The organism is Streptomyces sp. NPDC087263 (genome assembly GCF_044744645.1).
GTDB lineage: Bacteria > Actinomycetota > Actinomycetes > Streptomycetales > Streptomycetaceae > Streptomyces.
Genome location: NZ_JBIUYT010000001.1, coordinates 1,076,533 through 1,094,849, shown reverse-complemented (window position 1 = coordinate 1,094,849; position 18,317 = coordinate 1,076,533). Strand labels below are relative to the sequence as shown.

General features: G+C 70.0%; 16 protein-coding genes and 1 tRNA gene. 12 read left to right on the top strand and 5 right to left on the bottom strand.

Going from position 1 to position 18,317, the window contains the following annotated elements; translation table 11 throughout:
• Window positions 1-156 precede the first annotated feature (156 nt).
• The 3 genes from ACIPC1_RS04815 to ACIPC1_RS04805 form a co-directional block, all read right to left on the bottom strand.
• Window positions 157-603, bottom strand: coding sequence for a single-stranded DNA-binding protein (locus ACIPC1_RS04815; RefSeq protein WP_402513202.1), 447 nt, complete (start codon window positions 601-603; stop codon window positions 157-159).
• Window positions 604-876: 273 nt separating this feature from the next.
• A complete protein-coding gene (locus ACIPC1_RS04810) occupies window positions 877-2,931 on the bottom strand; it encodes a GTPase (RefSeq protein ID WP_402513200.1) in 2,055 nt (684 codons plus the stop codon).
• Complete coding sequence (locus ACIPC1_RS04805; protein WP_402513199.1) at window positions 2,928-4,535, bottom strand: dynamin family protein; 1,608 nt, start codon at window positions 4,533-4,535, stop codon at window positions 2,928-2,930. Before ACIPC1_RS04805 ends, ACIPC1_RS04810 begins: the two co-directional genes overlap by 4 nt.
• Before the next feature lie 309 nt (window positions 4,536-4,844).
• On the opposite strand from ACIPC1_RS04805, the gene ACIPC1_RS04800 reads away from it, so the two are divergent.
• The 7 genes from ACIPC1_RS04800 (at window position 4,845) to ACIPC1_RS04770 (ending at window position 10,617) form a co-directional block, all read left to right on the top strand.
• A tRNA-Arg gene (locus tag ACIPC1_RS04800) sits at window positions 4,845-4,920 on the top strand.
• A gap of 745 nt (window positions 4,921-5,665) precedes the next feature.
• Window positions 5,666-5,848 (top strand): hypothetical protein, encoded by a 183-nt coding sequence (locus ACIPC1_RS04795; RefSeq protein WP_402513198.1) that lies wholly within the window; start codon window positions 5,666-5,668, stop codon window positions 5,846-5,848.
• Window positions 5,849-6,487: 639 nt separating this feature from the next.
• Window positions 6,488-7,045: a hypothetical protein gene (locus tag ACIPC1_RS04790; RefSeq protein ID WP_402513196.1), complete on the top strand. Its 558-nt coding sequence runs from the start codon at window positions 6,488-6,490 to the stop codon at window positions 7,043-7,045.
• Window positions 7,042-8,157 (top strand): acetyl-CoA carboxylase biotin carboxylase subunit family protein, encoded by a 1,116-nt coding sequence (locus ACIPC1_RS04785; protein WP_402513195.1) that lies wholly within the window; start codon window positions 7,042-7,044, stop codon window positions 8,155-8,157. The genes ACIPC1_RS04790 and ACIPC1_RS04785 overlap by 4 nt, the downstream gene beginning before the upstream one ends.
• Window positions 8,154-9,038: a sulfurtransferase gene (locus tag ACIPC1_RS04780; protein ID WP_402513193.1), complete on the top strand. Its 885-nt coding sequence runs from the start codon at window positions 8,154-8,156 to the stop codon at window positions 9,036-9,038. Before ACIPC1_RS04785 ends, ACIPC1_RS04780 begins: the two co-directional genes overlap by 4 nt.
• The gene (locus ACIPC1_RS04775; RefSeq protein WP_402513192.1) at window positions 9,035-10,324 is read left to right on the top strand and encodes an MFS transporter; all 1,290 of its coding nucleotides are present in this window, start codon (window positions 9,035-9,037) and stop codon (window positions 10,322-10,324) included. The genes ACIPC1_RS04780 and ACIPC1_RS04775 overlap by 4 nt, the downstream gene beginning before the upstream one ends.
• Entirely contained in the window at window positions 10,321-10,617 is a 297-nt protein-coding gene (locus ACIPC1_RS04770; RefSeq protein ID WP_402513190.1) for a PLP-dependent transferase, read from the top strand. Before ACIPC1_RS04775 ends, ACIPC1_RS04770 begins: the two co-directional genes overlap by 4 nt.
• A gap of 40 nt (window positions 10,618-10,657) precedes the next feature.
• On the opposite strand, the gene ACIPC1_RS04765 is transcribed toward ACIPC1_RS04770, so the two are convergent.
• Entirely contained in the window at window positions 10,658-10,900 is a 243-nt protein-coding gene (locus ACIPC1_RS04765; protein WP_402513188.1) for a hypothetical protein, read from the bottom strand.
• A gap of 54 nt (window positions 10,901-10,954) precedes the next feature.
• Complete coding sequence (locus tag ACIPC1_RS04760) at window positions 10,955-11,689, bottom strand: DJ-1/PfpI family protein (RefSeq protein WP_402513186.1); 735 nt, start codon at window positions 11,687-11,689, stop codon at window positions 10,955-10,957.
• Between the two features lie 652 nt (window positions 11,690-12,341).
• Here ACIPC1_RS04760 and ACIPC1_RS04755 point away from each other — a divergent pair.
• The 5 genes from ACIPC1_RS04755 (at window position 12,342) to ACIPC1_RS04735 (ending at window position 18,276) form a co-directional block, all read left to right on the top strand.
• Complete coding sequence (locus ACIPC1_RS04755; RefSeq protein ID WP_402513185.1) at window positions 12,342-13,553, top strand: FAD-dependent monooxygenase; 1,212 nt, start codon at window positions 12,342-12,344, stop codon at window positions 13,551-13,553.
• A 492-nt stretch (window positions 13,554-14,045) separates the two neighbouring features.
• On the top strand, window positions 14,046-15,515 hold the full coding sequence (locus tag ACIPC1_RS04750; protein WP_402513183.1) for an MFS transporter: 1,470 nt from the start codon (window positions 14,046-14,048) through the stop codon (window positions 15,513-15,515).
• A gap of 65 nt (window positions 15,516-15,580) precedes the next feature.
• Window positions 15,581-16,990 (top strand): aldehyde dehydrogenase family protein, encoded by a 1,410-nt coding sequence (locus tag ACIPC1_RS04745; protein ID WP_402513181.1) that lies wholly within the window; start codon window positions 15,581-15,583, stop codon window positions 16,988-16,990.
• Between the two features lie 184 nt (window positions 16,991-17,174).
• Window positions 17,175-17,810 carry a TetR/AcrR family transcriptional regulator gene (locus tag ACIPC1_RS04740; protein ID WP_402513180.1) on the top strand — a complete coding sequence of 212 codons (636 nt, stop codon included), beginning with the start codon at window positions 17,175-17,177 and terminating at the stop codon, window positions 17,808-17,810.
• Window positions 17,811-18,084: 274 nt separating this feature from the next.
• The gene (locus ACIPC1_RS04735) at window positions 18,085-18,276 is read left to right on the top strand and encodes a hypothetical protein (RefSeq protein ID WP_402513178.1); all 192 of its coding nucleotides are present in this window, start codon (window positions 18,085-18,087) and stop codon (window positions 18,274-18,276) included.
• The last annotated feature ends 41 nt before the right edge of the window (window positions 18,277-18,317 follow it).

The window sequence follows — 18,317 nt, the reverse complement described above, 5'->3', positions numbered from 1 at the left end:
CGCACCCCCCAGTGATGTCATCCGATAACCGATCCGACTCGGAATCGTTATCGCTGAACACGCCTGTGAGCTGCGCTTATCGACAAATCCATGGAGTTGCTGTGAATGTACTTGTCGATAAGCCGCAGTTCGGTCAGGTCGTCTCCGACCCTGACATCACGTCACTCCTGCCGGTTCGGGCTGAGCTCCTGGCTCCGATTCCCAACTGGGTTCCGGCTGAGGGGTCGGACTCGATCCCGTGTCGCCCTTGGAGGGACGCCGGAAGGCCGACGTACCGCGTGAAAGGTCGTGGCCGATCGCCACCGCGTCGATGTCGGCCGACGTCCAGCTCTGGCCGTCGCGTTGCTCGGTGCGCACCTTCAGCCGGCCTTGCACGATGACGGGATCGCCCACCGACAGCGATGCCCCCACATTCGTGGCGAGTGCTCGATTGGCCCACACGGTGAAGAAGTTGGTGTGCCCGTCCGTCCACGCGCTCTTCTCGCGGTCCCAGTACCGCGCCGTCACCGCCAGCCGGAACCTCGCCGACGCCCCGTTGGCCATGTCCCGGTACACAGGTGGCGTCGCCACGTTGCCCACTGCGCACACCGTCGTTTCGTTCATCCCCGAACCCCTCTCCCGTACGAATGCGTCTGATGCGTTCGACGCGTCAGTCGCGTCTGTCGCGGCGACCGCATGCGCTGCGATCGCCGCGAGTTCAGACTGCCTTCGCCGGGCCGGGCCCGCTGAGCGGTGTGTGCTACCCGCTGGTTGTGGACAACCGCGTCACCCGGTGGGGTGGTGCCGCATCGAGCGAACACGAACACGAACACGATGGCGGACAGGGACACGGACACGGACACGAGCGTGTCGTGTCGAGCGGGCGTGGTTGTGGGGTCAGCCGACAGGCGCCGCCGCCCCCGTGGCCCGTACGTACTGCTCCCGGACCTCCCGGTACCGCAGAAGTTCCGCAGCCACCGGATCGAGTACGCGTGCCCTTCCGCAGCCGGCGGCGGCCTCCCGAAGTCGGCGTTCCGCTTCGAGTCCGTAGCGCCGGGCGGGCCCGCGCGCCGCCATCCTGCTGCTCCACTCGACGGCCGGGCCGCCGATGATGCCGGTCACCATCAGGAGCACCGGCACCCCGAGATTCGGCGAGCTGATGCCGATGATCTGCCCCAACAGCCAGAGTCCGCCGATGACTTGCAGGATCGTCATCGAGGCCTGCGCGAACACGGCGGCCGGCCACCAGCCGGGCCGCGGCGGCCGGCCCACCGGTGCCGTGGCGCGCGCCGCCATCTCGTCCAGCGCCTCGGGCAGCCCCTGCGCCCCACGTACGGCGGCCTCGCGTACCGCCTGCGCCCAGGGGGCGGGCAGCCCGTACGCCGCCCGGTCCGCCACCGTACGAACGGCCTGCTCGACGCGCTGGCGTGCGGTGGCCTCCTCGTCCTCGGGCGCCCGTACGGTCAGCCGTCCGGTCGGGGGTTCGCGCCGGTCCTCGTACCAGCGCCACAGCCGCAGCCAGGGCGTGCCGCAGGCGCGGTTGGCGTTGCGGCGCCATGCGCGCTCGGCTGCGTCGCCGGCCGCGACCGCGCCCACCGCGTCCGCGAGCCGGGCGGCGAACTCGTCGCGCGCCTCCTCGCTGAGGCCGGTCCGCCGCCCCGTCGCGTAGACCGGGCGCAGTTGCGCCGTGGCGGCGGCCAGGTCGGCCGAGATCCGGCGGGCGGCGGCGCCTCGCTCGGCCACGAACTGGCCGAGGGACTCGCGCAGTTCGCCGACGCCGTCCCCGGTGAGCGCCGACAGCGCGAGCACGGTCGCGCCCGGTTCGCCGTACTCGCGGAGCGCGATCCCGTCCTCGTCGAGGAGCCGTCGCAGGTCGTCGAGGACCTGGTCGGCGGCCTCACCGGGCAGCCGGTCCACCTGATTGAGGACGACGAACATGACCTCCGCGTGCCCCGCCATGGGCCGCAGATAGCGCTCATGGATGATCGCGTCCGCGTACTTCTCCGGGTCCACGACCCAGATGACCGCGTCGACGAGCGCGAGGATGCGGTCCACCTGTTCGCGGTGCTGGACCGCCGCCGAATCGTGGTCCGGCAGGTCGACCAGGACGAGGCCGCGCAGCTGCGCCTCCGCCTCCGCGCTCTGCAACGGGCGTCTGCGCAGCCGTCCGGGGATGCCGAGCCGGTCGATGAGCGTTGCCGCGCCGTCGCTCCAACTGCATGCGATGGGTGCAGCGGTCGTCGGCCTGCGTACACCGGTCTCCGAAATGGCCACCCCGGCGAGCGCGTTGAAGAGCTGGGACTTGCCGCTTCCGGTGGCCCCGGCGATCGCGACGACGGTGTGCTGCCCGGAGAGCCTGCGCCGTGCGGCCGCCTCGTCGAGGACGCGGCCGGCCTCGGCGAGTGTCCGGCTGTCGAGCCGGGTGCGGGACAGTCCCACCAACTCGCGCAGCGCGTCGAGGCGTGAGCGGAGCGGTCCGTCGTACGCGAGGGGGGCAGGCGGGGCCTGCACCGCCGGCTTGGGTTCCACCACGGGCGCCGCCTGCGCGTTGGCCGTCTCGGACACGCGCCGTGCGATCAGCCCGTCGTCCCAGGCGGGGCCGCCCTCCGCGCGCGCGAAGAGGGCCTCCGCCTTCACGCGCGCGTGCCCGGCTTCACGACGCTCCAAGGGTGCGTTCCCCGCTTCCTGGCGCTCCGCGCGCGCGTGGACGTCTCCTGAGGGGGCGTTCCCCGGGGGCTCCTCCTCGGAGGGCTCGCTGTCGCCGGGGTTCTGTTCGGCTTCGGCCTTGCCCTCGCTCGCCCCCTCGTCCTCATCGTCGGAGCTCGTGTCACCGGGGAGGTCGTTCTCGGATGTGGCCTCTTCGGAGGAGGCGTTTTCGAGACGGTCCTCCCCGGGCTGGTCTGGGCGGTCGGCGTGATCCGTGTGGTCAGTGACGGCAGTCACCGCGGTCACCTCTCCTTCTGCAGTACGGACAGCGCGGCGATGAGTTCGGCCTGGGGTTCTGGACGTACGTCGAGTGCGTCGAGCGGGGCGAGACGGCGTTCGCGTTCGGTGTGCAGGGCCTTGTCGAGGTAGTCGGCGAGCAGCCGTCCACCGCGGTCGCGCAGCCGCAGCGCGCTGTGCGCCCCGACCCGCTCGGCGAGTCCCTCGCCCGCGGACCGCGCCCTGCGACCTCCCAGCAGCGCGGTGGCGACCAGCGCGGCGACCACCTCGGCGTCCTGCGCGACACTCCTGTCGAGGTCACGCACCTCCTCCTCGGCGTACTCCTCGAGGATGCGCCGCCACCGTCGTACGGCCATCCCGATCCGGTGCTCGGCGCTCTCCGGCGTCGGGTCACGGTCGGTCAGCCCCGGAGCACCCGCGGCCGGTTCACGCCGCCAGGCCTCGTCCACGCGCTCGTCGGCGGCCGTCACGGAGCACAGCAGCAGTGAGGCCAGGCTCTCGACGAGCGCGTCGAGCAGTTCGCCCGCGGTGCAGTCGAGGGGATAGGCACGCCACCGCTTGAGGGCGTCCCCGGAGAGCACGGCCCCGGCCTGCAAACGCCCCCTCACGCGCGCGTGCTCGCTGTCGTAGGCCCCGTCGACCGCCGCGGTGAGCCGCAGCGCGGCGGCGTACTGTGCGGCGGCTGCGCCGGCCAGCTCGGGCATCCGCGACTTCAGTGAGTCGAGGACCCCGTAGGCGGTACGGGCCATCGCCTCGTGCCGGGCTGCCGGGTCCTGCACCTGGTGCGTGAGCCACGTACGCAGCGGAGCGACGGCGGTGGCGGGCAACAGGCCGCCGCCCCAGGCGGACTCGGGCAGCTCGGGCACGGTGAAGCGCGGCACCTCGCCGAGCCCGGCCTTGGTGAGCAGGGCGCCGTACTGCCGCGAGACCTCGGACACCACCTGGTGGGGCACCCGGTCGAGCACGGTGACCAGGGTGGCCTTGTGCTCCTTGGCCGTGCGCAGCAGATGCCACGGCACGGCGTCGGCGTACCGGGCGGCGGTGGTGACCATGACCCAGATGTCGGCCGAGCAGATCAGCTCGGCGGCGAGTACGCGGTTGTCGGCGACCAGGGAGTCGATGTCGGGCGCGTCGAGGAGGGCGAGGCCGCGGGGGAGGGTGTCCGCGGTCTCGACCCGCAGCACCCGTTCGCCGCGCCCGCCGAGCGCGGGCAGATCGTCGCCGGGCTCCTGATGGGGCGCCCACACACGCGCGAGGTCGGGCAGCACCCGCATCCCGCTGAACCAGTGATGGTCCTCCGGGTGGCACACCAGGACCGGCGTACGGGTCGTCGGCCGCAGCACGCCCGCCTCGCTGACCCGGCGCCCCACAAGAGAGTTGACCAGCGTGGACTTGCCGGCGCCGGTCGAACCTCCGATGACGGCGAGAAGGGGTGCTTCGGGTTCTCTCAACCGGGGCACCAAATAGTCGTCGAGCTGTGCGAGTAGTTCGTCGCGGTTGGCGCGCGCGCGTGGAGCCCCCGCCAGGGGCAGCGGGAAGCGTGCGGCGGCGACACGGTCGCGCAGGGCGGAGAGTGCGTCGAGCAGCTGAGGCCGTACGTCCAAGGTCACCACATGCGAAGAATGCCCAATTTTGGAGTCTTTCTGAAGCATATGAGTATGTCTGCGCGCCGATAGGACATACGGGGCGGAAGGGGCGACTGGGGCGCAGGCATAACGAGTGCACAACACCCGATGCGTGAGACACCAAAAGCGGTGCGCGATTCGTACCCGCCTGCGATTATCAGGACCGCTTCACCGAACCTCCACATCGGGCCACGGAGGCGAAGCGCGAGGGACAGGGATTCAGGAGCCCTATCCTTGTCCCCGGCAAGGTCAGGGATCAGCCCACACCGGGCACCAGGACACCGGCCACCACACCCGGCCCCCGTAGCTCAGTGGATAGAGCAGGCGCCTTCTAAGCGCTTGGCCGCAGGTTCGAGTCCTGCCGGGGGCACCAATCTGCGGCTCCGAGTTATCGAGGAAAACCGCAGGTCAGTCCTGTGACCACCTCTGCCGAGGCGGCAGAACATGTGTGCCCCGTAGGGCGCGCACACGACGCACCCTCCTTCAGATGCGGCACGAAGGCACAGGTCAGAGGGTGCACCGGGGCCATTTCCGCCGGATGCCTTCAAGCCGCAGGTTCAAGTCCTGCGGGGCATGCCCTAAAGGGCTGGCTCCTCGTGCTACCAGCTCTACTTGCTTCCCTGATCGGGGTGTTCGACCAACCACGGGAACGCGGCTCAGATCACCTGGATCTGGTAGCGCTACAGTGCCTCACCCTCGGCTCCGTCCACGGTGAGGCACTCAACCCGAACGGTCAAAGGGCGCGTACGCCGATGGCGCGGCCGGGATTGACCGGCCGATCCGGAGGATCCTTCGGGAGTGTTCGGAGGTTCATTCGGCGTACGCGCCCTCCCGCCCCACCGGCGGCGGGGCGCCGAAGTCGGCCGAACTCGACCACGGATACCCAGACGGGGACTATCCTCCGCCGCCCGGGCCACGGGCCTACCTGCTCCGTCCGGCCCTGCAGACCCTCGGCGCTCAGCCCGGGGCCCGTTCAACCTTGGTCACCGCCCAGCCCTACGACCGCACGAGCTCGATCGCGTCCCGCATGCACTCCTCCGTGTATCGATTCGCGTACATGCTTCCCACCTGGCGCTGCTTCGTCATGGTTCTCACACCCAGGTCGCCAGGTGCCCAAGATGAGCAAAAATCCTCAAGGCCTGTGGATCAGCCTCGGGTTGGCGCTCGGAGCCAAGTTGGCCGACCAGCAGGACGAGTCCGGACGGGGGCTTGCCGCGCGCAGCGGATTCCACCAGCTACAGGAGGTCACGACCGCGGTCGGCGGCCCGAGCAATCGAGGTCAAGGCCCCGCGGCTCAATGACAAGCGCATCGACGAGACGCCTGGGGAGCGCAATCGGTCCTCCTCCGATCGTCGTGATCACCAAGGTCGTACACACCATCGACGCCTGCGAGCAGGTCGCCCGCGAGCGCGGGTGTGTCCCGCAGAGCGGTGTACCCAATCTTGCATCCCCAGCCCCTCGCGCCCCAACGTGCTGGTCGCGAGAGTGCTACTCGGAAGCGGAATGTGATCCGCTACACCACGTGCGCGGACACGACCTCCGAACACATCCCGCGCCGGCCGAGGTGGCGACGACGATGCCAGGTCCAGGCCGCCGCCTGCCAGCTGGAACGAGCTCACCGCAGCCGCATTATCGGAACCCCAACTTCCGCGTCAGAGGGAGGTCAAGGGAGGTCAGAGGGGATGCCGGGCATGGGATTCAGCCGTTTGTAACGCTGTTGACAGGTGCCAGATCTCCTGCGATCTTGAGCCTGCTGGCGACGTTCGATTGAACATATGCCCGACGCGGCATCGCCGGTTTACACCTACCCGGCCCTCCCTTGGAGGGGGGCAAGGGGGGCAAGGGGGGCACATGAATCAGAACAGGCATACCGCAGCCGCCGTGCGGATCACGAAAACAGCGGCGAGCGTGGAATGTAGGGCGACCCCGAGGTCCGCGCGGTGACCCTCGTTCTCGTCGGCGCCAACCCGACGGTGGCGAAAGACGTGGAAAGCCTGCCCGGAAGGCTGGTGCACGTACAGCTGCCCGGAGCGCCTGCCCTCGGTTGCGCGGACCAGGTCCTCGCTGTCAACTTCCGCGACCCGCCTACGTTCCTCGCCTTTGCCGACGAGGTGCTGCGGCCGCTCGCACCCACGGCGATCGTCTCGCTCACCGAGCTCGGCATGGAACCGGCCGCGATGGCCGCCCAGCACCTCGGAGTTACGGGGGTCACGCCGGCCGTCGTCTGCGCCACCCGGGACAAGCTGACGATGCGCCGGATCCTGGAGCGCTCAGCTCCGCACCTGAACCCGGCCTTCGCAGCGGGCGACGACGCCCCAGCGGTCGCCCGGCTGTTCGCCTCATACGGGCGGGCAGTGGCCAAACCGGTCGACGGCGTTGGTAGCACCGCTGTCGCACTGATTGAGGGCATCGGCACGCTGCCGCCCGACCGCCGTACCTCTGCGACCCTGTTCGAGCAGTTCGCCGAGGGGCGTGAGTACAGCGTCGAGGCATCGTGACAGCGACGGAGTACGCGTCGGGCTACGCCCATCTCCCGTACGTGCACGCCTTCGACGCCTATGACACCAATCAACTGGTGGAGAAGACCGCGCTGCGCCTCGCCCGCGAGTTCGCGGTGGAGGCGGTCTTCGCCCGGGCCGAGGCAGACATCATCCGAGCCGCTCAACTGCGGGACCTGCCCGGCCAGCGGACCCACAGCGCCGTTGCCTTCCGCGACAAGATCGTCATGAAGGACCACCTCGTGGGCGGGCCGGTGGACATCCCGGCTTACCAGCGGATCGACTCCGCGTACACAGCCCTCGCGTTCATCGCCGAACACGGCTATCCAGTCGTCATCAAGCCGGTGTCGGAGTCCGGCTCGCTGGGGGCCGCCGTCATTCGCGACGAGCCGGACCTGGACGCGTACCTGGCCGGCCCATGGCCCGGAACCAGCGAGATCGAGGTCTTCGTACCCGGCCAGATGTACCACGTGGACGGGCTGGTGGCAGGCGGCGAAGTGGTGTTCGCCCACCCCTTCCGCTACCTCAACGACTGCCTCTCCTTCCGGGACAACGACTGGGTCGCCACCCTGCCGCTCACCGCACAGGAGCCGGCGTACGACCGGCTGGTCAAAGCCGCCCACGCGATCCTGGCGGAACTGCCCACCCCCGAGCACACCGCCTTTCACGCCGAATTCTGGATTACCCCCGACGACCGAACGGTGTTCTGCGAGGTCGCCAGCCGCACCGGCGGCGGCATGATCAGCGCCATGGTCCGGCACGCCTTTGGCATCGACCTCGACAAGGAATGGCTGTACGCGGAGTGCGGACTCCCCTCCACCCTCCCGGCTCCCTCCTACCGACCCGCTGGGGCGCTGTGCATTCCGCCCCAGCACGGGGTCCTCGAACACCTGCCCGCGGGAAACGAGCCGCAGTGCGTCCGGGAGGTCATGGTCACCGGGTCGCCCGGCCAGGAGTTCCGCGGAGGCGTCAAGTCAGGTCTCTTCCTGGCCGGATACATCGTCGACGGCGACACGGAGCAGGAGGTGGCCGCGCGCCTTGAACATGTGGCCGAGTGGTTCTCCGGAGAGGCCAGGTGGCGACCCGCCGAGCTGATCGAGGGGATCGAATGACCACGACATCGTTGCCCGGACCACTGGTGAACACCGACTGGCTCGCACAGCGGCTCAACACGCCCCGGCTGGTGCTGCTGGACGCCTCCGTGGGGGCGCACCGGTGCACCGAACGGAGTATCCCAGGTGCCCGACCCTTCGACCTCGACGGCGACCTGTCCGACCACACCGCGCCGATACCGCACACCATGCCTGGCGTGCAGGCCTTCACCGAGGCCGTACGCGATCTCGGCATCAGGGACGTGGACACCGTGGTCGTTTACGACTGCGCCGGGATCTACTCCAGCGCCCGTGCCTGGTGGATGCTGCGAGCCATGGGATGCGACCGCGTCGCCGTACTCGACGGCGGACTGCCCGCCTGGGCCGGCGCGGGACAGCCCGTCGAGCCCGTACCAGCCACCTACAACGGCCCGCGCGGCGACTTCACCGCGCGCCCCCGTCCAGGGATGTTCGTCGGCAGCGCCGAGGTTGTCGCCGCACTGGCCGATCCCAAAGCGGCGGTACTCGACGCCCGCACCCACGAGCGATACGTCGGCACGGCCCCCGAGCCGCGGCCGGGCCTGCGCGGCGGCCACATGCCGGGGGCGGTGAACCTGCCCTTCGGCGACCTCCAGAAAGACGGGCTGATGCGCCCCGCAACGCAGTTGCGGGAAGCCTTCGCCGCGGTGGCCGAGGACCGGGAGAAGCTGTACTTCAGTTGTGGTTCGGGAGTCACCGCATGTGTACTGGCGCTCGGTGCTGACCTGGCGGGCTTCCGCGATCTGACTGTGTACGACGGCTCGTGGAGCGAGTGGGGCATGCCCTCACCCCTGCCGGTGGTGACAGGCGAAACGGTCGGCGCCGTGTCCGGGCAGACACCCGGTGGGAGCACGTCGACATGACCGGTGCGCTGACCGCCAAGTGGCGAACCTTCACCGGTCTCGAGGCCGGCCCGCGATCGCTGATCATGCTCTCCTTCGTCGTCGCCCTCGGCAGCTACATGGTCACTCCCTTCATCGGCGTACTCATGGTCGAGGCCGTCGGTCTGGACGTCCGGGTCGCCGGGATCCTCGTAGCCGTGGCGACGTTCATCCAGTTCGGCGGCAGTATTCTCGGCGGCCCGGTGGTCGACAGGCTCGGGCTCAAGCGGACGATGGTCCTGGCCCTCGCCCTGCGGACCACCGGACTCGTCCTCCTGGGCCTGGCCGTCCGTGTTCCCTGGATCGCCTACCCGGCGGTGGTTCTCGTCGCGGGCGGTCCGGCGCTGTACCTTCCCGCGAACAAGGCCTACATCGTCATCAGCGTCTCCGACGAACTGCGCCCACTTTTCCTCGGCATCAGCAGCGCGGCCCTCAACGCCGGGATGGGGCTGGGGCCGCTGCTCGCAGCTTTCCTGATCAACGCCGATCCCGTCGCGCTGCTGATCGGGCTGGCCGCGCTGTTCGCGCTGATCACAGCGGGACACCAGATCGCGCTGCAGCAGGCCGTCCGGCGGCCGCCCGTAGCGCAACCGGCCTCCGGAGCACCCGCCGCGGCGCCCCCGACAGGCAGGCTTCCATCGCTTCGGGGTGCGCTCCGCCCCATGCTCTTCACCGCCCTGGCCTTCTACCTCTACTTCTTCTTCCAGAGCTTCATGGGCCTGTATGCCGCCGGAGTGTCCAACATCCAGGTCCTCGGCTGGGTCATGCTGCTCAACTGCGCCATGGTGGTACTGCTCCAGCCGCCGCTGGCCGACCGGATCGCGAAAGCGGACTACCGCCGGCTGGTCGTCGGCTCGTTCACCCTGATGGCGCTCGGCATGACCGCGATGTCTCTGGGGAACACTCCGGCGTTGCTGGGGGGCACCGCCCTCTTCACCCGGGGTGAGATATTCCTGTTCCTCCGCTGCGACCTCGAGCTCGTCGACCGGCTACCGGGCCACCCTGCCTTCGCCTTCGGCGTCCAGCGGCTGACCGCGGGCGTCGGCGGACTCCTGTCGGGGATCGTCGGCGGATTCGTCTTCGCCCACTTCCAGAGCGCGGGCGACCTTGACACCTTTTGGATCGTGGTGGCCGCGCAGTGCGTCGCCGCGGCAGTGCTGGCACTCATTCTCGGCGGCAGCCGACGCGCACCGCTCCCCGACGGATCTACGCCCACCGGACCTGCCACTGAGCCCGAGACCACGCTCACCAGGTCGGTGACGCCGTGACCGAGGTCGAACACACCCGTCCCACCCGCTTCGTCCACGCCGGCTCCGACCCGCAACGGCAAGGCGGCTACGTCAATCCGCCTGTCCACCGCGCCTCGACCGTGCTGTACGAGGACATGGCCGCGATGGACTCCTCCCAGGCGGACCCGCTCAAACGCGCCATGCCCGTATACGGCCGCTTCGGCACCCCCACCGGCCGTGCGTTTGAAGAAGCCCTGGCCGAACTCGAGGGCGGCCACGCTGCGGTGGCAACCTGCTCCGGTCTGTCCGCGATCACCATTGCGCTCCCCTGACCTGGTGCACCGCCGGTTCGAGGCCTCTTCGGCCACGTGGTCAGGCGGATCCAGGCGAGGAGTGCGGCGACTTGGCCGGGGTTGAGCAGGACTGCCTGCCGATGGCCTCGGCGACCCTGGGTGTGGTGTCCTCGTCCGTGCCTGTGGGTAGCGGATCGCCGTGATCGAGAACGAGTTCGGTGAGGTCGGCGTCGGTGACGCGCTCGTCCTCGGCCCGAGCAGTCGATTCCGCACCGAACTCGGCTCCGATGGCGGCGAAGGCGTTCTCCAACTCTGGTGTCACACGGCTCTCCGGACCTCGGCGACGAGGGAGGAGGGTGCGGTCGCGGCTCCGCGATCACGTGGATGTGGTCGACGTCCGGAGCACCGTCCCCCGGCGCTCGAACTCCACGATCGCCTCCGTATAGGTGGCGGCAGCACTTCCCAACTCGCGTTCCAGCAGCCACAGGGCGCCGTCCATGCCGGACGAGACCCCGCCGGCCGTCACCAGGTCACCGTCGTCGACGACCCGCTGGTCCACGACCCGGGCCCCCTGTTGGGCGAGGTAGCTCCTGGCCAGATGGTGCGTGGTGCACGTACGGCCGGTGGTCAGACCGGCGGCGGACAGCACGATCACCCCCGTACAGACGCCGAGGATCTTGACTCCGGCTTCATGGGCCGCCTGCAGCGCGGACGGCAGCTCCCCCTTGTCGATCTCCGCCCAGACGCCGGGGCCGTCGCGTCGGCCGAAGCCTCCACCGGGGACGACGATCAGATCGGCGTCGTGCGGGGACCAGGCCGCTGCGGCCACTTTCGTGCCGAAGCTGTGGGTCACCTCGGCCGCTTCCCCACAGGTCACCAGTTTCACCGTGACCGGATGGGCCCGGGCGGCCACGGAGAAGATCTCGAACGGACCGAAGACATCCAGCTCCTCCACTCCGTCGAAGGTGACGATGTGGACGCGTAGTGCTTCACCACTGTCGTCGCGAGCGGGCCCCGGGGCGGCCGCGTGGGCGGCTCCGGCAGTGAGCGGGGCCGCCGAGAGGGCGCCGAGCGCCGCCGCGGAGGTCTGCAACAGGTGTCTTCGTTTCACGTGTGTCGAACCACCTTCGCCCGAAGTTCGCGCCCCGGTCTGCCGACCTCGCACGGTGGTCAGCAGGTGTCGAGTTGCGCTGTCGAACCAGTAGTCGGTCGCTGGTGGTCTTGAGTTCCCGCGGCTTCGGGCCAGTCTTCTTTGTTGTGGCGGCACTTGAGGGACCGCAGCCGTGGCGCCACACGGCCGTCGGCGTGGTCGCGTTCCTCGGTCTCCAGCAATCTCTTCATCCGGATATGTCCTCGGTGGCCCGTCGGTGGGTTCACCGGCCGTGTGCATGATGCGGAACCTTTTGGTTCCCAGGGGCCGTTGGGCGGGGTGGATGTCGATCATCGGGCGGGGCGCTGTGGTCGGTGGACGTGGTGCGAGAGGCAACGTCCGCCCAGGCTCTGCGGCAGGGCAGGGCAGGGCAAGTCGGGGCAGGGCAGGGCAAGTCGGGGCGATGGATGGGTGCGGTGATCGAGGGCGGCAGGCGTGGGACCGCCCGCCCTTACTGGTTCCTGCGTCGTCTTGGTAGGGGGGCCGTTCCACGTAGGGGCCGGGGCCTCGCACCGGCCTGCCCGCCGGGCCCGCCCCTGGCGTTGACATGGCCGGCAATTTCGCCGCGGCGACCGTCGAGGTCGGATCGCGGTCCAGGACGAGGAGGCAGGGCGTGGTCGGAGGACGAGTCGGTGTCGTGGGCGGGAGCATAGCGGGCTGTGCGGCGGCACTTGCGGCAACGCGGATCGGTGCGGACGAGGTGGTGGTCTTCGAACGGGCTGCCGCTCGGCTCGAGGAACGCGGAGTCGGTCTTGCTCTGCACAACGATCGCTATGCCGAGTTGGCGGCGGCCGGGTATCTCGACGCCTCCATCCCGTGGATTCAACTGACGCGGCGGCCCTGGGTGGTGCGTGATGACGCGTCGCGTGGGGGCCGCGAGATCGGCGTCCTGCAGTTGCCGTTCCGCTCGTACAGCTGGGGGTCGCTCTGGGAGGAGCTGCGTCATCGCGTACCCGAGCGGGTCGACTACCGCACGGGCGCCCAGGTGGCACGGGTGAGTCGGGAAACCGGCGGCGCGGTCGTGCACCTGGCGGACGGCACGGAGGAGCGGTTCGACCTGGTGATCGGAGCGGACGGCTACCGCTCGGTGGTGCGGGCCGCGATGCACCCGGGGGCCGTCGCGGAGTACGGCGGGTTCGTGGTCTGGCGCGGTACCTTGCCCGCCGAGCGGCTCCCCGACCCGGCGGAGGCCTTTCACGAGGAGGACGCGGCCACCGTCGGGTTCCCCGGCGGACACCTGCTGAGCTACCGGATACCCGGCTCGGGCGGTGGCGGTACGACCGTCAACTGGGTGTTCTACGCGACGCCGCCGGACACCGTGGTATCCCAGTTCGCCGATCCGCAGACCGTCCAGCCCCGGCTCATGAGCGATGAACTGAGGCGCTATCACCTGCGGTTGGTGGCGGACCACCTCCCTCCTTTCTGGCAGGAGGTCGTACGCCGGACCCAGCCTGAGGACACCTTCGTACAGCCGATGTACGACATGGTCGCGCCGAGTTACGCGCTCGGACGGCTCGTCCTCCTCGGGGACGCGGCCGCGGTCGGCCGCCCGAACACGGGCAGCGGCGCGGTCAAGGCACTGCAGGATGCTGCCGCGCTGGAACGCGCGCTGCGGGCGGACGACAGCTGGGAGTCGGCGCTGGAGACGTACGGAGCTGAGCGGGTGGCGGTCGGCCGCGCCACGGTGGAGCTCGGCCGCAGGCTGGGGCGGGCCCAGGTCACCCACACGCCGGACTGGGCGGCGATGGACCAGCAGGCTCTTGACCACTGGTGGGGCGAGGCCTCCGGCGCCAAGGGCTTCGGCGGATACGAGATGCGGCGGTGATCCGTCGCTCCGGGGGCGGTCGGTTCGGCGCCTGAGGGTTTCGGCACCCAATGGGTTCGGCACCTGAGGGTTTCGGCACCCGATGGGTTCGGCATCCGGTGGCGTTGACCGTGGGCCCGCCCCGCGCCGTCACCTTGTAATTCCGGAGCGCTTTCGGGGCCCCGTGAAAGCGCGGAGAGACGGTCCGGCCTGCCGCACGACGCCCAGGAGGGTATGGCTCCCCTCCTGGGCGTCGTGCTGTGCGGACGCCCGGATCCGGACGGCATTCCACTCCTCACCCCGTCGCCGAATCTCCGAATCTCCGACGGCAGAGCGTGGGCAGAGCGTGGGCAGAGCTTGGACAGAGCTTGGACAGGAGGGACGACACTATGTTGGACACAGTGTCCAAGGCGAGCTACAGTCGTCGTCAGGTGATCTCCTGAGGCCTCGGTTGAGGGGTCGGGTGGTCACGGAACTCGTGTGCGGCTCGTCTACCCGAGGAGGTGCGTTGTCGTGCGGCCATTGGCACTTCAGGCGTCCGAACAGCGCACCGGCCCGTTCATCGCGGCGCTGGCCTTCGCGGGGTTCGCCGCGGCCATCACCCAGACTGTCGCCGTCCCGCTCATACCCAAGTGGCCGAGCCTGCTGCACACGTCGGCTCTCTCGGCGTCATGGGTGGTCACGGCGGCTCTGCTGGCCGGCGCCATCGTCAATCCGATCGCCGGCCGCCTGGCCGACCTGTACGGCAAGCGGCTCATCATCCTGGCGAGTCTGGTGCTGCTCACCATCGGCTCCCTGATCTGTGCCGAAAGCGACTCGGTGGTGCCGGCCGTGCTCGGCCGTGCCGTACAGGGCTGCTCGCTGGGGATCATCCCCATCGGCATCAGCTTCTTCCGGGACCAGCTGCCCGCCGAGAAGAGGGGCGCCGCGACGGCGGTGATGAGCTCCATGCTGGGGGCCGGCGCCGCCCTCGGTCAGCCGTTCTCGGCCGTGGTGGTGGCCCACTTCGACTGGCATCTGCTGTTCTGGTTCACCGCCGTGCTGGCCGTGGCCGCCCTGCTCTGCGTCGTCGTCGCCGTCCCGGCGGATTCATCCGCAGCCCGGGCGGGCTCCTTCGACGGGGTCGGAGCGCTCGGACTCACGGTCGGCCTGGTCTGTCTCCTGCTGCCGATCTCCAAAGGCGAGGAATGGGGGTGGACGGCAGGACGGACCCTTGGCCTGTTCGCCGCCTCCGTGGTCGTACTGGCGGCATGGTCGGTCTGGGAGCGCAGGTCTGCGGCTCCGCTGATCGACGTGCGGACGTCGATCCACCGCACCGTACTCATCGTCAACGGGACGGCCGTACTGCTCGGATTCGCCACCTACGCGGTGACCCTGACGGTCAGTCAACTGCTCCAGTCACCCACTGCCGATGACGGCCTCGGCCAGTCGGCACTGACCGCCTCGCTGCTCATCGCACCTTCGGGGCTGGTGATGCTGGCCATGTCGCCGGTGGCCGCCCGGGTGATGGCCCGGCGCGGGGCGAAGGCGTGCCTTGCGACGGGCAGCGCCTTCATGGCGGGCGGCTGGATCATGGGGCTGGCGTCCATGCACAGCCTCTGGCTACTGGCGATCACCTGCTGTGTGATCGGGACCGGCGTGGCCCTGGCCTACTCGGCGATGCCGATGCTGATCGCGACTGCGGTGCCCGCCGGGCAGACGGCGGCGGCGAACGGGCTGAACACGCTGACGCGGTCCATCGGCACCTCTTCGTGCAGCGCCGTCGTCGCCGCCATCCTGGCCGGCGTCGTCGGTGCCCAAGGCACCCCGACCCTGGGCGCGTTCCGCATCGCCTTCCTCTGCGCGACAGCCGCAGCCCTGCTGGCGCTGTGCGCGACCACGCTGCTGCCATCCGCTCAGAGAGGACCGGGCCGCGCTGACGGAGATCCCGCCGTGCGCCGTGTCCCGCCGATCCGGCCGCGAAGCCGGAATCACAACAAGTAATGCAAGAGGCAGAAGAACAAGAGGTAGAAGAAATGGAACCGTTCACTCTCACATCCCCGGCTGTGATGACGATCGGAGGAGCCGGCGTCGAAACCGCCACCTCGCTCGATGTCGTCAACCCGTCGACCGGCCGGCCCTTCGCGTCGATGCCCGCCGGCGACCGTACGCACGTCGACGCCGCCTTCGAAGCGGCGACCCGCGCCTTCCAGACCTGGCGTGAGGACGACGAGCAGCGCCGACAGTCGCTGCGTGCCATGGCCGACGCGGTCGTGGCCGCAGCCGGCGAACTCGCCCCGCTGCTCACCGCCGAGCAGGGCAAGCCGCTGAGCGAATCCCACCGCGAGCTCGCCGGGACCGTGGCATGGCTGCGCTACTACGCCGACCTCGAACTGCCGCCGGAGATCATCAGGGACGACGTCGAGGCCCGCGTCGAGGTCGTCCGCAGGCCGCTCGGCGCCGTGGCCGCCATCGCGCCGTTCAACTTCCCGATCATCATCGGCTTCGCGAAGGTCGCCACGGCCCTGCGGGTCGGCGACACCGTGGTCCTCAAGCCCTCGCCGTACACCCCGCTCACCACGCTCAAGCTGGGCGAGATCCTGAGCCAGGTCCTGCCGGCCGGGGTGCTCAACGTGCTCAGCGGTAGTGACGAGATCGGGCCGATGATGACCACCCACCCGCTGGCGCGGGCGGTGACTTTCACCGGTTCGACCGCGACCGGCAGGAGGATCGCGACAGCGGCCGGGGACGATCTCAAGCGCATGGTTCTGGAACTGGGCGGCAACGACCCGGTGATCGTGCTCGACGACGTCGACGTCGACGCGGTCGCCGAACAGCTCTTCCCCCGGGCCTTCAACAACAACGGTCAGACGTGCGTGGCGCCCAAGCGGATCTACGCCCCCCGGGAGATCCGCGCCGCCCTCGTCGACGCGTTCGCCGACCGGGCGCGGGCGGTCAAGGTGGGCGACGGCTTCCTCCCCGGGACCGTACTGGGGCCGCTGAACAACGCGCCGCAACGCGATCGGGTGGCCGCCCTGGTGACCGACGCCGTCGCCCACGGCGCGAAGGTGGTCACCGGCGGCACGGCGATCGACGGCCCCGGGTACTTCTACGAGCCGACGATCGTGACCGATGTATCCGACGGGGTCCGGATCGTCGACGAGGAACAGTTCGGCCCCGCGCTGCCGATCGTGGAGTACACGGACATCGACGACGCCGTGCGGCGCGCCAATTCCGGCACGTTCGGTCTCGGCGGCTCCGTCTGGAGCGCCGACACAGAACGGGCCGCGGCTGTCGCACAACGCCTGGAGGCCGGCCTGAGCTGGGTCAACACCCACACCGCCCTCTCTCCGGCGATGCCCTTCGGCGGTACCAAGTGGAGCGGCCTGGGCACCGAGGGCGGCGTGCGCGGCCTGGACGGCCTCAGCGACTTCCAGGTGATCTATCGTGCCAAGAACGCGCCGGGTTCTCGCGTGTGAGCTCCCGCCCGCAGGGGCCGGCCGGACGCATCGGGGCGTACCACCGCTCCCGGGCGCCCGGCTGCCTCTCGTCCGGCGGCGGCGCGGCGGAGCCCGTCGGCTCGTCATCGGCCGCCGGACGAGAGGCAGCCGGGCAGGCAGGCATCAGCGAGAATTCCGTACACCTCGTCGGTAGGAGACAGCCATGGCCTCAGTGACTCGCCCGCCTTCGGGCCGACTCAAACGGCGCGCCGAGATCGAGGCCGCCGTGCTCGCCGCCACCGAGCGGCTGCTGGCGGACGGGGTCGGCTTCACCGAGCTGGGTGTCCAGCGCATCGTCGCGGAAGCCGGGGTGGCCCGGTCGTCCTTCTACATGTGCTTTCCCGACAAGGTCACCGTTTTGGTGCGGCTGGTCGGGAACATGAAGGACGAGCTCTTCGGTATCGCCACCAGTTGGCAACCGACCGGCCCGGACGGCGGCCTCGACGGCCTCGCGCGGGTTTTCGGGGAGCAGCTCGCGTACTACCGTCTCCAGGCCCCCGTCCTCACCGCCATCGCCGAGGTCTCCGCGTACGATCCGACGCTGCGCGAGACCACCAATCGGGCGCTCGACCGCATCACACAGCACATCGCGGACGTGCTGACAGACGAGCAACGCGCCGGAAGGACCCCGGCTGATATCGATCCCGCCGTCGCGGGGAGAGTCCTCGCCTGGGGCTGCGAGCAGGTCGTCGCCCGGCAGATCAGCCTCGGCGACCCGGACGACGACAGCGCGGTGGCACGGGAGATGGCCCGGTCCCACTGGTACGGCACCTACCGCCGCCGCGCCGAGTCGGCCTGACCCGAGGTTCGGCGGAGCGCTGCCAAGCATTTCCGTCGTCTGCCGGGCGGCAACGCGGGAGCCGCCCCCTGGCAGGTGCTGATCCGGGTGCGGACCGCGGGTGCCGGGCTCCCGCCGCGTCCGCGGTGTTGCCGACGCGGCGGCCGCCCCTTCGGCCCCGGGCGTCAGCCACGGCGAGTGAGTGCGGAACGCCGTCCCCGACTCGCCGTCCTCATCCCAATGGCGTTCCCCTTACTGCTTCCCGTGATGACGAGACGGCTCCGGTGATGACGAGATGGCTTCCCGTGATGACGAGATGTCGCCCGGCCGCAAGCTCGGCGTCCCGGCCCAGGCAGGCGGGGGTGCCGAGATGCTGCTGTGGGTGAAAACCCCCGGCAACTCCGACGGAGAGTGCGGAATCGCGCCCACCACCCCGGCCGGCCAGTTCAATCCCGCGCCGGCCATCCGGCTCGTCGACGGAACCTGAACAGGGCGGCGGGGCAGCGGCACCTGACGGCCGCGCCCCGC